Source organism: Clostridiaceae bacterium (genome assembly GCA_012840395.1).
Taxonomy (GTDB): Bacteria; Bacillota; Clostridia; order Acetivibrionales; family DULL01; genus DULL01.
In genome coordinates this window covers 1-16,122 of sequence record DULL01000043.1, presented here as the reverse complement: position 1 = coordinate 16,122, position 16,122 = coordinate 1, and the positions used below count along the sequence as shown (strand labels likewise).

The 16,122-nt window shown below is 41.2% G+C and carries 16 protein-coding genes and 1 pseudogene; 13 read left to right on the top strand and 4 right to left on the bottom strand.

The window, feature by feature from the left end; translation table 11 throughout:
* The 11 genes and pseudogenes from GXX20_05420 to adhE form a co-directional block, all read left to right on the top strand.
* The coding region (locus tag GXX20_05420; GenBank protein HHW31098.1) for an acetyl-CoA synthase subunit gamma at positions 1–196 on the top strand (196 nt) is incomplete at its 5' end.
* Between the two features lie 11 nt (positions 197–207).
* Positions 208–501, top strand: coding sequence for a 4Fe-4S binding protein (locus GXX20_05415; GenBank protein ID HHW31097.1), 294 nt, complete (start codon positions 208–210; stop codon positions 499–501).
* Positions 502–518: 17 nt separating this feature from the next.
* Positions 519–925: pseudogene (locus tag GXX20_05410) on the top strand (arsenate reductase ArsC).
* Positions 926–1,353: 428 nt separating this feature from the next.
* Positions 1,354–2,208: a phosphate ABC transporter substrate-binding protein gene (locus tag GXX20_05405; GenBank protein ID HHW31096.1), complete on the top strand. Its 855-nt coding sequence runs from the start codon at positions 1,354–1,356 to the stop codon at positions 2,206–2,208.
* A gap of 70 nt (positions 2,209–2,278) precedes the next feature.
* Positions 2,279–3,133 carry a phosphate ABC transporter permease subunit PstC gene (pstC, locus tag GXX20_05400; protein ID HHW31095.1) on the top strand — a complete coding sequence of 285 codons (855 nt, stop codon included), beginning with the start codon at positions 2,279–2,281 and terminating at the stop codon, positions 3,131–3,133.
* Positions 3,133–4,008, top strand: coding sequence for a phosphate ABC transporter permease PstA (pstA, locus tag GXX20_05395; GenBank protein HHW31094.1), 876 nt, complete (start codon positions 3,133–3,135; stop codon positions 4,006–4,008). The genes pstC and pstA overlap by 1 nt, the downstream gene beginning before the upstream one ends.
* A 125-nt stretch (positions 4,009–4,133) precedes the next feature.
* Complete coding sequence (gene pstB, locus GXX20_05390; protein ID HHW31093.1) at positions 4,134–4,883, top strand: phosphate ABC transporter ATP-binding protein; 750 nt, start codon at positions 4,134–4,136, stop codon at positions 4,881–4,883.
* Positions 4,883–5,536 (top strand): phosphate signaling complex protein PhoU, encoded by a 654-nt coding sequence (gene phoU / locus GXX20_05385; protein ID HHW31092.1) that lies wholly within the window; start codon positions 4,883–4,885, stop codon positions 5,534–5,536. The genes pstB and phoU overlap by 1 nt, the downstream gene beginning before the upstream one ends.
* Positions 5,533–6,207, top strand: coding sequence for a response regulator transcription factor (locus GXX20_05380; protein HHW31091.1), 675 nt, complete (start codon positions 5,533–5,535; stop codon positions 6,205–6,207). Before phoU ends, GXX20_05380 begins: the two co-directional genes overlap by 4 nt.
* Entirely contained in the window at positions 6,204–7,874 is a 1,671-nt protein-coding gene (locus GXX20_05375) for a PAS domain S-box protein (protein ID HHW31090.1), read from the top strand. The genes GXX20_05380 and GXX20_05375 overlap by 4 nt, the downstream gene beginning before the upstream one ends.
* 138 nt (positions 7,875–8,012) lie before the next feature.
* On the top strand, positions 8,013–10,613 hold the full coding sequence (gene adhE / locus GXX20_05370) for a bifunctional acetaldehyde-CoA/alcohol dehydrogenase (protein HHW31089.1): 2,601 nt from the start codon (positions 8,013–8,015) through the stop codon (positions 10,611–10,613).
* Between the two features lie 101 nt (positions 10,614–10,714).
* Here the strand turns inward: adhE and GXX20_05365 are convergent, their stop codons facing one another.
* From GXX20_05365 to GXX20_05350, 4 genes are read right to left on the bottom strand one after another with little or no spacing between them, the layout of a single operon-like run.
* Positions 10,715–10,876, bottom strand: coding sequence for a hypothetical protein (locus GXX20_05365; GenBank protein ID HHW31088.1), 162 nt, complete (start codon positions 10,874–10,876; stop codon positions 10,715–10,717).
* Positions 10,877–12,166, bottom strand: coding sequence for a Ger(x)C family spore germination protein (locus GXX20_05360; GenBank protein ID HHW31087.1), 1,290 nt, complete (start codon positions 12,164–12,166; stop codon positions 10,877–10,879). It abuts the gene before it with no gap.
* Complete coding sequence (locus GXX20_05355) at positions 12,159–13,259, bottom strand: endospore germination permease (protein ID HHW31086.1); 1,101 nt, start codon at positions 13,257–13,259, stop codon at positions 12,159–12,161. Before GXX20_05355 ends, GXX20_05360 begins: the two co-directional genes overlap by 8 nt.
* A 35-nt stretch (positions 13,260–13,294) precedes the next feature.
* A complete protein-coding gene (locus GXX20_05350) occupies positions 13,295–15,013 on the bottom strand; it encodes a spore germination protein (protein ID HHW31085.1) in 1,719 nt (572 codons plus the stop codon).
* Between the two features lie 291 nt (positions 15,014–15,304).
* Between GXX20_05350 and GXX20_05345 the strand changes: the two genes are divergently transcribed.
* Together GXX20_05345 and GXX20_05340 are read left to right on the top strand one after the other, a co-directional pair.
* Positions 15,305–15,646, top strand: a complete 342-nt coding sequence (locus GXX20_05345) for a hypothetical protein (protein HHW31084.1) — start codon at positions 15,305–15,307, stop codon at positions 15,644–15,646.
* Between the two features lie 238 nt (positions 15,647–15,884).
* Positions 15,885–16,122, top strand: a 238-nt coding sequence (locus GXX20_05340) for an accessory regulator AgrB (GenBank protein HHW31083.1), incomplete at its 3' end; no start/stop codon positions are given.

Sequence of the window (16,122 nt, the reverse complement as noted above, 5' to 3'; positions counted from 1 at the left end):
ATCCTTGCTTCTTGCCATAGGGAATTTGCTGGTATTGCCATCATTTTCGGCTTATTTGGCAATGAATTTCACAGGCTCATCAACATATACATCCTTTTCCGGTGTTATCAAAGAAATGAAAATAGCTGTGCCGCTTATTGCTATTTCATTAATAGTAGGGATTGTATTGTTGCTGATAAATAGTATCTATGTATAAAGGAGGACACTATGAAACATAGATATTTGAAAAATGTTGCAACGCTTCGTTTGTCTGCTGAAAAATGTATAGGCTGTGGAAGATGTACGGAAGTTTGTCCTCATGGAGTTTTCAGTGTCAATGAAAAGAAAGCAAAGATTGAAGATAAAGACCGTTGTATGGAGTGTGGCGCTTGCGCGAAAAATTGTCCCACAAACGCCATCACTGTTGATGCCGGAGTGGGATGTGCCTTTGCCGTGATTATGGGTTGGCTTACAGGGAGTGAGCCGAGCTGTGAATGTTCAAGCGGTGAGAAATGCTGCTGAAATGGAGTGTGATGGTTATGGGTAATAAACCCAAGGTCGCATTTATTTGTGTTCATAATTCTTGTCGAAGCCAGATAGCTGAGGCACTTGGTAAGCATCTTGCAGGATATATATTTGAAAGCTACTCTGCTGGTACAGAAACAAAACCCAGAATTAATCAGGACGCTGTGCGTCTAATGAAAGAGCTATATGATATAGATATGGAGAAAACCCAACATTCAAAGCTGCTTGATGATATCCCTCCGGTAGATATTGTTATTACAATGGGGTGCAATGTGTAATGCCCTTATCTTCCCTGCAAACATAGAGAAGATTGGGGCTTAGATGATCCCACTGGGAAAAAAGTGATGAGGAGTTTAAAAAGGTAATTTCAACAATTGAAACAAAAGTAAAGGAGCTAAAAGGCAGACTAAAGCGTAAATAATTATATCACCAATTCCAAATCAAGTAGTTTTTACGATGGCTATATTACGCAGTGTAAGGTAAATTTAAGATTGGGCAATGATGAGAGGATGTCGGGATAGGCTGGCATTCTCTTTTTATTTATAAAATTAGTATTATCAGTGACAAGTATTTTATAAGCAGAAAAGTACTAAAATGTTTTCAGTAATCCATCTATTATTAGTCCACCTCCAAATAAAATTTTACAGTAGAGGCAGGATTCATGGATGTTAACTTCAGCGAAAGCAGAGTCCCCAAGGAAGGTCATTAGATTGATTATATGAAAGGATATATATTTTGATATTTTACAAGAATTTAACCTAAACCTGCATCTACCTTTAACTTCTTTACTGTAATATTTGAGTTGTTAAGGAAAAAGATACAGAGAAAGAAAAGGAGAGAAAAAACGGAATGAAAAAGAATATAAGACTTGTGTTAGCCTTAATCATGCTGACAATCCTCTTCACAGGCTGTGCAGGCGGAGGCAGCAATGACATTGTAGTTGTTTCCCGGGAAGATGGATCGGGCACCAGAGGAGCATTTATTGAACTATTTGGAATTGAAGAAAAGGATGCAAACGGAAACAAGGTAGATAATACGACAGACGAGGCAACTGTTGTAAACAGTACTTCAATCGTAATGACCACAGTAGCTGGCAATAAGAACTCCATTGGGTATATCTCCTTAGGTTCATTAAATGATACCGTCAAAGCAGTTAAGATTGATGGAACAGAACCCACCGTTGAAAATATAAAAAACAATGCTTACAAAGTATTCAGGCCTTTTAATATTGCAACCAAGGAAGACATCAGCGAACTGGCTCAGGATTTTATCAGCTTTATCCTCAGCAGTGACGGACAAAAGGTAGTTGAAGACAATGGCTATATTGCTGCTTCAGAAGAAGGGCCTTACAGCGGCACCAAGCCTTCCGGCAAAATAGTGGTTGCGGGATCCTCGTCTGTAACTCCGGTCATGGAGAAGCTAAAAGAGGCTTATTTGAAGCTGAACACCAATGCTGAAATTGAAATACAGCTCAGTGATTCCACAACAGGCATGAATTCAGCGATGGAAGGAACCTGTGATATCGGCATGGCATCCAGAGAGTTGAAGGAGAGTGAATTGAAAAGCTTGAAACCAACAGTTATAGCTATGGATGGACTTGCTGTCATTGTAAATAAGGAAAACCCGGTAAGTAATCTGACAAGTGACCAAATTAAAGGTATTTTCAAAGGGGAAATTACCTCCTGGAATGAGGTTGCTAAGTAAGCCAAAATAAACTGGCAGGGTATTTTGCCAGATCAGGTGCGTATACAGGCTTTTAAGGGGTTAAGTATCTATGACAAAATATAAAGAAAGCATAATGAAAGCAATATTTTTTGCAGCAGCATGCACATCCATTCTGGCTGTTGCACTTATTTGTTTATTTCTGTTTATAAACGGCATACCTGCTATGGCGAAAATCGGAATATTTGATTTTCTGCTGGGCACAACCTGGAAACCTAATAATACACCTCCTTCTTTTGGAATTTTACCCATGATATTGGGAAGTATCTATGTAACAGCCGGCGCTGCAGTGATTGGAGTACCCATAGGGATTTTGACAGCTGTATTCATGGCCAGGTACTGCCCAAAAAGGCTGTACCGCATCTTAAAACCTGCAATAAACCTGCTCGCAGGGATTCCTTCCATTGTATACGGGTTTTTCGGACTTGTAGTCATAGTTCCTTTTATCCGTGATACCTTTGGGGGCACCGGTAGCAGCATGTTGACGGCATCCATTCTCCTGGGCATCATGATTTTGCCTACGATTGCAGGTGTAAGCGAATCAGCAATCAGAGCGGTCCCTCAAAGCTATTATGAAGGCGGACTGGCACTTGGGGCGAGCCATGAAAGGAGCATATTTTTTGTAATGCTTCCGGCTGCAAAATCCGGCATCATGGCTGCTGTGGTCCTGGGTATAGGCAGAGCCATCGGAGAGACCATGGCAGTCATCATGGTTGCAGGAAACCAGGCACGAATGCCTGCCGGATTGCTGAAAGGCGTCAGGACACTTACAGCCAACATAATCATTGAAATGGGCTATGCTGCGGAACTGCACAGGGAGGCCCTGATTGCGACAGCTGTTGTGCTGTTTGTATTTATTCTTATTATAAATTTATTATTGTCACTGCTTAAAAGGAGGACTGGCTGATGGAATGCATAAACAAGCGATCATTCGGGCAAAAGCTCAAGGCCTATAAACGCAGCCCCCTGTCGCTGGCCCTGTTCCTCCTGGTGTTAGTATCAACAATTCTTACCATAGGTATTTTGCTTTTTTTGATTGGGTATATCATGATAAGAGGGATACCTAATATCAAGCCTGAGCTGTTTCAGTGGGAATACAACACCTTGAATATGTCACTTATGCCGGCTTTGATAAATACTGTTATCATGACGTTAATCTCGCTTCTGATTGCAGCGCCTATAGGAATTTTTTCTGCCATCTATCTGGTTGAGTATGCGAAAAGAGGCAAAAGGCTGGTTGGCATAATCAGAATTACTGCCGAGACACTGTCAGGGATTCCGTCAATCGTTTACGGCTTGTTTGGATTGCTGTTTTTTGTAACTGCTCTTGGCTGGGGAATGTCTCTCCTGGCAGGTGCATGCACATTGGCAATTATGATTCTGCCGCTTGTCATGCGTACCGCTGAGGAAGCATTAAAAGCTGTTCCCGATTCGTACCGGGAAGGCAGTTACGGGCTGGGAGCAGGCAAGCTCAGGACTGTGTTTAGAATTGTTTTGCCCTCTGCAATGCCTGGTATTTTGGCCGGTGTCATCCTGGGCATTGGAAGGATTGTCGGAGAGAGCGCGGCACTGATCTATACTGCCGGAACCGTAGCTGAAATACCAAAGGGCAGGGACTTTCTGTTTGATTCTACCCGCACGCTATCGGTTCACATGTACGCTCTTACCAGCGAAGGGTTGTATGTAAACCAGTCTTATGCAACGGCTGTAATACTGTTATTTATTGTTGTATTGATTAACTGGTTCTCAGGATATATAGCAAAAAAACTGACAAAATCCTAAGAACCAGGTGCCAGATATTAGGAGAAAGGTGTCAGGTACTGGGTAATGCTTGACTGCATATTAGATACCACGTGCTGGATACCAGGCTCTGGCTGCTGGAAGAAATGGAGTAGAAAGGATAAGATATGGACAAAATTCGTATAGAGAATCTGGATTTGTATTATGGCGATTTTCAGGCATTGAAGAAGGTCAATCTGAATATCAAAAAAAACGAAATAACAGCCTTTATCGGGCCGTCAGGCTGCGGAAAATCTACCCTTCTGAAATGCCTGAACCGAATGAATGACCTTGTTGAAGGCTGCCGGATAACAGGCGAAGTCTTGCTGGACGGCGAAAACATTTACGGTGATATGGACATAAACCTGCTGCGGAAACGGGTGGGAATGGTTTTTCAAAAGCCTAATCCTTTTCCTATGAGTGTTTATGACAATGTGGCATTCGGGCCTCGTACCCACGGCATCCGATCAAAGATCAAGCTGGATGATGTGGTAGAGAGATCCCTGCGGCAGGCTGCAATATGGGATGAATTAAAGGATCGCCTGAAAAAGAGCGCTTTGGAGCTCTCAGGCGGCCAGCAGCAGAGGCTTTGCATTGCAAGAGCGTTGGCTGTACAGCCTGAAGTCCTGTTGATGGATGAACCGACATCAGCCCTTGATCCCATCTCAACATCCAAAATCGAAGACCTTGCTGTTGAATTGAAAGAAGACTATACTATTATTATAGTTACCCATAATATGCAGCAAGCTGTACGTATTGCAGATTCAACCGCCTTTTTCCTGCACGGCGAAGTCATAGAATATTCAAGAGCAGAGGAGCTGTTCTCCATGCCAAAGGATAAACGGACTGAGGATTATATAACCGGGAGGTTTGGGTAATGAGGAATAAATTCGATGAGCAGCTGGAGCTTTTAAAAAAACAGATGATACAGATGGGCGCCTTGTGTGAAGGAGCCATAGCAAATGCGACAAAAGCGCTGATAGACGGAGATATAGAACTTGCCAAAAAGGCAATTGCAGCAGATCAGGAAATAGACCAGAAAGAAAGGGAGATTGAAAGCCTGTGCCTCAAGTTGCTTCTCCAGCAGCAGCCTGTTGCCAGAGATTTGCGCCAGATTTCATCTGCCCTGAAGATGATTACAGATATGGAACGAATCGGGGACCAGGCTGCAGATATATCGGAAATAACTATGCTTGCCAATATAAAGGATGCAGAGAACACAAATCACATTGTAGACATGGCAAAGGCTACGATAAAAATGGTTACGGACAGTATCGACGCTTATGTTCGACAGGATTTGGATCTTGCCAGGGCTGTGATAGATTACGATGATGTAGTTGATAATCTGTTTAATGATGTGAAGGCTGATATGATCAGGCTGATTAATGAAGACACCAATAACGGTGAATTTGCTATTGACCTGATGATGATTGCCAAATATTTTGAACGGATAGGCGATCATGCTACAAATATTGCCGAATGGGTTGTATTTTCCATTACCGGCAAGCATATTAGCGAGGTTGAAAAATGATCTATTGTGTAGAGGACGACAGAAGCATACGGGAGCTTATTATATATGCACTTAAATCCAACGGATATGAGGCTATTGGGTTCAGCGAAGGAAGACCTTTTTTAAAAGCGCTGGAAAGCGGGCTGCCTGCTTTAATATTGCTTGATATCATGCTGCCAGGCGAAGACGGTATTGAAATATTGAAAAAACTAAAGGCATCACCGAAAACACGGCACATTCCGGTAATAATGCTTACTGCAAAGAGCGCAGAATATGACAAGGTTCTTGGGCTGGACAGCGGAGCAGATGATTATATAACCAAGCCTTTTGGAATTATGGAGTTCCTGTCCCGTGTCAAAGCTGTTCTCAGAAGGTCAGGACAAGTAAGCAAATCATCCGAATTATCCACCGGTCGGCTGACAATGTATATTGACAGGCATGTTGTTCTAGCGGACGGGAAGGAGGTTGCCCTCACATTCAAAGAATTTGAGCTTCTGAAATATTTAATGGAAAATGAAGGTATTGTATTGACAAGGGATAAGCTCCTGGAAGAAGTATGGGGATATGAGTATGAAGGAGAGACCCGTACTGTGGATGTGCATATCCGCACCCTGCGTCAAAAGCTCGGAGAAGCAGGAAAGGTTATTGAAACGGTGAGGGGGGTTGGCTACAGGATTGGAGGAAATGCATGAAAAAGCGTATTTATAAAAGCATGCTGCTGCTCGCCTTTATAACCATTTTACTCACTTCCTTTCTTATAACCGGAGTCATATACAGAGAATTCCATATCCAGATGCAGCAGGAAATCAGAAATGAAGCTCTTTTTATCTCAAACGGCTACAATTTAATCGGAGAACAGGTTTTTTCCGGCCTTAAAAATCAGGAAAACTCCAGCAGGATCACATGGGTAGCAAGTGACGGAACTGTTTTGTTTGATAATATGGTTAAAGCAGAAAACATGGAAAACCACCTCAATAGGCCGGAAATTGCCGATGCATTGAAAAACGGCTTCGGTGAAGCAGTTCATCTTTCCAAAACTCTTGGTACACAGACATTTTATCGGGCTGTCCGGCTCAATGACGGCACAGTTCTGAGAGTATCAGCCACAACAAACAGTGTTTTCAAATCTGTTTTAGGTTTTATACCGTATATCGCTTTAATTACACTACTGGTTATACTGCTGACCATGATCATTGCCAATCTGCTTACGAAAAAAATTATTTTCCCTTTAAACAACTTAAATTTGGAGAATCCGTTATCCAATGATGTCTATGACGAATTGTCCCCACTGCTGTCCCGCATGGCAAGACAGAACGAACAGATCGAAAGCCAGTTCAAAAGGCTGAAGGAGAAGCAGGAAGAGTTTAATGCGATTACGGAAAATATCAGCGAAGGAATAATAGTTTTAAACAACAAAGGCTTGATATTATTCATCAACAAAAGTGCTGCAAGCATATTTAATGTAAGCACCCAGGATATAATTAACAAGCATATATTAACCTTAGATCGAAGCATACCCCTCCAAAAAGCAATAGAGACAGCTATGGGCGGGCATTTATTTGAAAATACATTTACAATTGGTGAGGATTCTTTTCATTTACTGGTCAGCCCTGTTAAGGATGATATGGTTGTCAAAGGAGTTATTCTATTTATACTGGATATAACAGAGAAACAATCTGCTGAAAAAATGCGCCGTGAGTTTACTGCCAATGTGTCCCATGAACTCAAAACGCCCCTTACCTCCATTTCAGGTTATGCAGAGCTTATGAAAAACGGCATGGTGCAGCCGGAGGACATTCCCGAGTTTGCTAACCGCATATACAAAGAAGCAAGGCATCTCATAAACCTTATAGACGATGTGATACGGATCTCCAGGCTGGATGAGAAAAATGTTCAGCTTCCTTTTGAAGAGATTGACTTATTGGAATTGGCAACGGAAACAGTCAGCAGACTATCTTCCCTTGCGCAGCAGAAACAGATAAAGCTGTCAGTCAGCGGTGAGAATGCTATCATTTCAGGTGTCAGGCAAATCCTGGAGGAAATGATCTATAACCTGTGCGATAATGCAATCAAATACAATTATGAAAAAGGCACGGTTGATGTAAGTGTCAGAGCTTTACCCGATAATGTCGTACTAACCGTTGCAGATAATGGTTTTGGCATTCCCAGAGAGCACCAAAGCCGGGTGTTTGAACGTTTTTATAGAATTGACAAGTCTCATTCAAGGGAAACCGGCGGAACCGGGCTGGGGCTTTCCATTGTAAAGCACAGTGCGGAATTCCATAATGCCAGGGTTCAGCTGTTAAGCAAGCCCGGAAAGGGCACAACGATAACAGTCACATTCAGGCGCAACAAATAAAACCGGAAGTATTGGGAGTACGGAAAGATGACGAAGAACTAATCTGCACAAACCAATTTATCTGTAATAAAAATCTGGTCTTGTTAACATACTATATAAAGCGGCAAAAGTTATGTTATGCAGGATAGGAGGATTTTTATGGCCGAACAGAATAAAACTGACAGAGAAGTGCCTGTTGTTATTGAAAAGTTGGTAGAAAATGGCAAGATGGCCTTGAAAGAAATGGTTAAATTAAACCAGGAGCAAGTGGACCATATTGTTAAAGAAATGGCCCTTGCCGGATTAGCTAACCATATGAGGCTGGCAAAAATGGCAATTGAAGAAACCCAGAGGGGGGTCTATGAAGATAAGGTTATTAAAAACTTATTTGCTACCGAATACATTTACCACAGTATAAAATATGAAAAAACTGTAGGCATTATTAATGAAAATGAAGAAGAAGACTATTTTGATATTGCAGAACCGGTTGGTATTATTGCCGGTATTACACCGGTCACAAATCCTACATCAACTACATTATTCAAGTGCATTATTGCAATGAAGACGAGAAACCCGATTATATTTGCTTTTCATCCCGGTTCACAGCAATGCAGTGCAGAGGCTGCCAGAATTGTACGGGATGCAGCTGTCAAAGCAGGAGCTCCGGAGCACTGCATTCAATGGATAGAAAATCCCTCCATAGAGGCTACCCAGGCATTGATGAAAAATGATGGCATTTCTTTAATACTGGCCACAGGCGGCTCATCCATGGTCAAAGCAGCGTACAGTGCCGGAAAGCCTGCATTGGGAGTTGGTCCTGGTAATGTACCCTGTTATATAGAAAAGACAGCGGATATAAAGAGGGCGGTAACCGATTTGATTTTGTCAAAAACCTTTGATAACGGTATGATTTGCGCCTCAGAGCAGGCGGTTATTATTGACAGGGATATATACGAACCTGTTACGGAATATATGAAGAAACTCGGCTGCTATTTTGTCAATGAAGAAGAAAGGGAAAGGCTGGAAAGCCTGGCTATTGATGAAAAGAAATGTGCCATGAACCCGAAAATTGTGGGCAAATCTGCTGAAACCATAGCACAAATGGCGGAAATCAAGGTCCCGGAGGGTACAAAAATACTGGTTGCTGAAATTGAAGGGGTAGGACCTGAATATCCTTTATCCAGGGAGAAATTATGTCCCATATTGGCCTGTTTTAAAGTGAACAATTCTGCCGAAGGTATCCAAAGAGCCGTGGAAATGGTTAATTTCGGAGGGTCTGGCCATTCTGCGGTTATCCATTCCAGCGATGAATGTGTAATCAACGAGTTTGCAGAAAGGGTAAACACCGGAAGGATTATTGTCAATCAGCCTTCCAGTCATGGGGCTATAGGGGACATATATAATACCAATATGCCTTCACTCACATTAGGCTGTGGTTCCTTCGGCAGAAACAGCACAACTGCCAATATCACCGCTGTAAATTTAATCAATAAGAAACGTGTGGCAAGGAGAAGGTACAATATGCAGTGGTTTAAAATACCGGAGAAAATCTATTTCCAGCCCGGCTCTGTCCAGTATCTGTCGAAAATGCCCAATATCTCGCGGGCTTTTATAGTTACGGATAAAGTAATGGTCAAACTGGGATATGTGGAAAAAGTCCTGTACCATTTAAGAAAACGTGAAGGCAGAAACTATGTGCATTCAGAGATTTTTGACAGGGTACAGCCGGACCCGACAGTTGATACGGTAAGAGAAGGTGTTAAAGCAGCAGAAACCTTTCAGCCTGATGTTATCATTGCTCTGGGAGGAGGATCTGCAATTGATGCCGCTAAAGCAATATGGTTATTTTATGAACATCCTGAAACCGACTTCAATGATCTTCGCATGAAGTTTATGGATATCCGCAAGAGAGTGTTCAAGTATCCTCCTCTGGGGAATAAAGCCAAATTGGTAGCTATTCCTACCACTTCAGGAACGGGTTCGGAAGTAACATCCTTTTCAGTAATAACAGACCCGGAAAAAGAAGTGAAATATCCGCTGGCAGACTACGAGCTGACACCGGACGTGGCCATTATTGACCCGGAATTTGTGCAATCGGTACCTGCACATGTTACAGCCGATACAGGGATGGATGTATTAACTCATGCAATCGAAGCTTACGTATCGGTTATGGCATCGGACTACACAGACGGACTTGCCATGAAGGCTATCCAGCTTGTATTTGAATATTTGCCGAAGGTCTATATGAATGGTGATGATCAAAAGGCACGTGAAAAGATGCATAACGCGTCATGTATAGCAGGTATGGCCTTCACCAACGCTTTCCTGGGTATTAATCACAGTCTGGCACATAAATTAGGCGGTAAATTTCATATACCTCACGGAAGAGCTAATGCCGTTTTACTCCCTTATGTTATCAGATACAATGCTTCAAGGCCGGAAAAGTTCACTGCCTTTCCAAAATATGAACACTATATAGCGGATGAAAAATACGCGGAAATAGCTAAATATCTTGGATTGCCCTGCCGCAATACGGAGGAAGGCATAAACAGCCTGATATCTGCGGTAACTGACCTGATGAAGCAGCTGCAAATGCCCCTGTCCATAAAGGATTGCGGGATATCGGAGGACCAGTTTATGCAGGCTTTGGATGAACTTGCAGATAAAGCTTTTGAAGACCAATGCACAACAGCAAATCCAAGAATGCCTCTGGTGTCGGAATTGAAAGATATTTATCTGAAGGCATATAATGGAATATAGATAACCGGGATGCCATTGTTTTTTATTTTATAACAATGGCATCTGTTATTATTGCTGCCCATTTCTTGATTCATCATTCCAATAGACGGAGTTCTTGATATTTATCTTGTTAATATCACTATTGCAGGCAGCAAAATGGATATAAGCCCCAGAAGAATTGCTCCTGCGGCAGCCGTTTTATTTTTCTTGCTCCGATTATATTTTGCAAAGCTTAAAATATGTATTGTTGATAACAAAACATAGATACTCACTACAAGCTTCATTTACTCTTTCCCCTTTGCCTTAATGACAGGGGAGCTTTTTAGAATTGCTCCTGTTCTACGTATGGTAAAATCAACTTCTGTATTTACTTCCGCTTTTTCAAATTTTTCAATCCAGTTATACCGCTCCCATTCCTCGATTGTAGCAAATTGTCTCGCGGCTATACCTCCAAAAAGGAAGACATCCGCATTTAGTTGTTGGCATTTTTCTACCAGATTGTCCAGCCCGTTTTTTATATACTGCTCAAAAGCTTTTTCCAGCACAGGCTTCAACTCTTTGCTTTCGTAGTTAATTCCGCTCTGTACGGCAAGCAAATCCCCTTCGAGTTGTATCTTAAGATCGATAACAGGCTTATCCCCTTCAAGCTTTATCATTACCTTGCGTTTTCTTGCAGCCCGGACATCCAAAGGCACGATCAAATCCGGATTTTTGGGGTCCGGTATTGTAAAAAATCCCCTTTGGAACTGGTCCCGTGCCATTAACATGAGCCGGGTTTCGTCTCCGTTCAGTTCTCCTACCATGGTATCTCCATCAAATACTGCTGTGCCATAAAGCTCAATCTTGTTTCCTCCAATCCTCGGAATCTGCCCTGCCAAATAATCTCCTTCCGACTTGAATTCCTCTCCCCATTGGCTCCCTGTTTCCTTAAAATTGCTATAATCATTAACACAGGCCAAAATGGCAATTGGCTGATTGTAGGTGGATTTAATGTCATCGTAAAAATCACCCAGTGTAATATTTGGGAAAAAGTCCATGTTGGACCATTCCTGCACCATTTGTTCCATACTCTTGGAGAGGGTTTTGCCGAAAAAAGGCTTGTTCTCTTTGATAAATTCGTATGCTTTGCATTTGGAGATAAGTACGCGAACATTCCTTCGAATCTCCCTGTATCTCGCAATGGGAGCGAGATATTCGCCAACCAGACCCGACTTTGCAATATCCTCGGATAATACGAGTAATTTTGTATGCATGAAATTCAGCTTTCTCGGTAGAATGGAATTAATCATACTCACGCCTCCATAAAATGAAGGAGCATCCAGGGCAATGAAGGTATAGCCATCCTGCTCCTGAATTTCAAAGATTTCATTTCCTCCTGTTGTTTGCATTTTATTATCTCCGTCTTTTTTCAAGGTGGCAAACTGGACGGTGATTCGCCATTTATTGGATACCCCTTTGTCAATACCAACGGCAAGCACATGTGCAAAGTCGTCGGTTTCATTTGCATCAATGCAGGCAGTAAGCATACTTGAAAAAATACAACATATTAGAATAAGCAATGCTGTTCTACGCATTTTTATTCTTAACCTCCTTTTTCTTTACGATTGCCATAATGAGAGCGATGAGCGGCGGGATATAAAGTATTGTCCAGCCATATTCCCTGGACCTGTGGATATATCCGGTGGCAACCGTGGTAATATCGCCCGGCATAATAGCAATTGTATAAAGAATAGTTGCAAAAGGAAAAATGATAGGCCTCATGTCCTGAATTCTGAAAATTTTGCAATATAAGCTTGCAGACGTGTAGAATATTGCCGTTACGGATACAAATGAACTTATAAACCATATGAAAAGGAAAATAGGTTCAAGCCTTTGAAGAAACCTTCCATAATCGATCATGGCTGTTAACTGATACATGGGGGCAGTAATTTCCCCTCCTGTGTAATAAGGAAATGTTAGGGTAAAAGCCAAAAGAGCGGATGATACCAGAATACCGGACAGTGCAAGGCTCAAGTATCCCGCCTTTTTAACATATTTCGTCCCTTGAAGCGAGCCTGCTACTACTGCCAAGATCAACACCTCCCCATAGAATGAGCTTCTGGCCAATCCATGCTGAATTGTTTTTGCAAGCCCATGTCCTAGAATGGGAAACATGCGGAAAGTCTCATATTTTTGTGATGCCAGTATAAGCACAGTAATAAAACTTGTCAGAAGTATATACGCAGACAGCTTTGCATATCTCGCTATGGTCTCCAACCCCAAAAAACTCACAACCGTAACCACTGCGACAAATATACCTATAAGAAAGCTTATCGGAGTCAATGGAAGCACATAAACCTTTAGTACCTCTACGAATTCTCTGACGATAGCCGAAGCGTTCAGCATAAATAACAGAACCAGCAAAAAAGAAAAAATGAACCCGCAAAAACGTCCAAGGGAAGCTTCAAAAGCTTCTACTATATTTTTACCCGGAAAGCGTTTAAGTAAAAGATAGATAAAGGTAAAGCCTACAGAAGCTGTGGCTGCAGATAATAAAGTCATATACCAAGTAGCTGGACCTAATATATCCGCCAATACCCCGGGACTTGTAAAAAACATCTTTGCTGTGATGGTAATGGTAACCAGACATACTGCTTCGTGAGTTCCAAATTTCCCTTCCTTTATCATAGACTCAACTTCCTCCTTTTCCCAGCCTAACTTCTTTATCTATCACTCGTACGCTTTTGGTTCGGTGTATTAAGATAATCAGGCCTCTTTTTTTGTTTAAAGTTAGGCGCTCTTGCAATGATATCCGGATTTTTCTTCGTTACGGGAGAAATCGGTGAAAGAAAGGGCACACCAAAGGATTTCATGTTGCATACAAAACAGCCTACAATAAATAAAACAGCAGCGACCCCGTAAAAGCCTAAAAATGCCCCGGCTAGTATTAAACCAAATCGAATCAGCCGTATTCCTGTTGCTAAAGAATAGCTGGGTATGGCAAAATTCCCCAGACCCGTTACCGCCACAACAATGATGAGAACAGGGCTTACTAAATTTGCAGCCACCGCTGCCTGTCCAAGTATTAACGCTCCAATAATGCCAAGGGTTGGACCTATGATACCTGGAACTCTGACTCCGGCCTCACGAATCAACTCAAAGGATATTTCCAATATCAATACTTCAATGATCGTGGGAAAAGGCACATTTTCCCTTGCTGTTGCAAATGCAACCAGCAGGTCTGTAGGGATCATTTCCTGATGATAAAGGATCAGAGATACATAAAGTGCCGGTAATAATGTTGCAAAAAATAAACCAAGTATTCGTATTAACCGTATTGCCGTGCCAAAGGGCCATCTTAAAAAGGAGTCCTCAGAGGCATGGAACATGGCAAAGAATGTGACAGGCACTACATTAACAAAGGGAACACCTTCTCCTATTATGACAACCTGCCCTTCCATAATAAAGGAAGCTGCTCTGTCAGGCCTTTCGGTGTTTAATACCTGTGGGATGATTTGAAACGGTTTGTCTTCAATAAATTGCTCTATCATGCCATCCCCTGTTACAAAATCAATATTGATGCTTTTTATTCTCCTCTTTACTTCCTTTACCAGTTCCGGGTTGGCTATCCCTTCAAGATACATAATTGCACAGTTTGAGTTGCTGGTTTTTCCTACAGGTTGAATTTCAGTAATGAGGTCTTTGTTTTTTATAATTCTTCTTATTAGCGTGATATTGGTGCGCAAGTTTTCTGTAAAGCCTTCCTGGGATCCCATAACCACCGATTCGGTAGATGGCTTGTCGATATTCCTTTTTTCATATCCCCTGCTCTCAATCAATAAGGCTTCTTCACAGCCATCGATGAATAAGGCTGTAACACCATTCAGAATTTGAGATATGATTTTTTTATATTCCTTCACCTTTTCGACATTATTAATGGATAATACATGGTTCATAACATAATCAACGGGGCATCCATTCTTATAACCTTTAAAATGCTCAAGGTTCATAAGCTGGCGCAGTATGAAGTCGTTAATAACGATTTTATCCGCCATTCCATCTACAAAGACGATAAATGCTTTTTTGTTCATACCCACAGTAAATTCTCTGATAACAATGTCTTCATTTTTAGGCATGTTGAATTCCTGTTTTATATTTTCAAGGTTTGCCTTAAGCTCCGAAAAAACCAATCCGTCTTGCATTGGTAATTGATTTTTATTCTCTTTTTTTCTATATTCATTCCATTTCGCAGCTTTAAAAGGAGAACTGGTATTTTTTTCTATGGCCTTACTTTGATCTATATTCGATTTTGAAGTCGGCTTCTCATTTTTTTCATGCTCAGCTCCCTCATATTCCCCTTCAAGAAGTTCAAAGCCTTCCTCTGTATCCAGGGGCTCTTTATATGCAAGAAAGTTTTTCAGTGTTTGTAACAATCCAGCCATGATCATTTTACCATCCTTTTACACTGACATTCTCCATAGGATTATTGCCTGGTGAAATGAAAGTTAAACCTGCTAACTATTATCTAGGAATAGTTGAATGTTAGGTTTAATGCATTAGTTCCCAATAACTGTAATAGTTTACAGATAACGCTGCAGAAATCATGCTGTGGTACATCGTTAAACTTTGCATTAACAAAATTAAATGTAGATGACAAACATAATATTTCGCACCTCTACATTGTGGGATTTGTTGGCGCAACTATATAACATTCATTTCATCTTAAATATGATATTGATAAGGTTTACTACCGTACTTTATTTAACAATTGCGCCCAGGGTAAAAATGCAATTCCACAAGCTAAGCGTATTGATGCATATTTTAGGGAAGCAGACAATATGGATACTACCCCATGGGGTGGAAACCATGCCTATGTTACTGAATTTAGAAATAAAATGACACATCGTAATGCTCCAAGTATCTCTGCGATCAATCAGTATGCTAAAGAACTGCGGCCACCTGCAATGTATGTGTTAATACGAGTTATCGAAGATTATGTCCAAGTTACCCGGTATATCGAAGAATTACTAAGCCAAATTAATTTTGAAAAGTTGTTATCAGACACTACGCCGTAGATTTCTGCTGTAATAATAATGTCTTCATGTCCCTATGAAAATGATAAAAAATAGTAATTAGCATACAACAAAAACCTCTTTAATTTTCTCAGCCCCTGTTAAGGGGACTTTATTCTTTTGGGAAATACAACGATTCAAACAACAATTCCTACGAGTTAAGACGTTATTTCAACAGGTTGCAAATTTGCCCTAGGAAATATATGGAATAGGTGATACTATGGAGCCAGAGGTGACATGGATGAATGAAATTTCAATTCATAAAATTGGACAAGCATTAGGAACATATGTGGCAAAAAAAGTTTCCAGGGCAGACCAGACAGAAGTTCTGTCTTTCGGTGCAGAAATTTTGCTAGGCAGTATTATTAAATTGTGTATTCTTTTTTCCTTTGCTTTCATCATGGATATTACTGTTGAAATTGCGATATTGCTTATCGTAACTGGCATCATTCGCACCTTATCAGGTGGAGCACATTGTT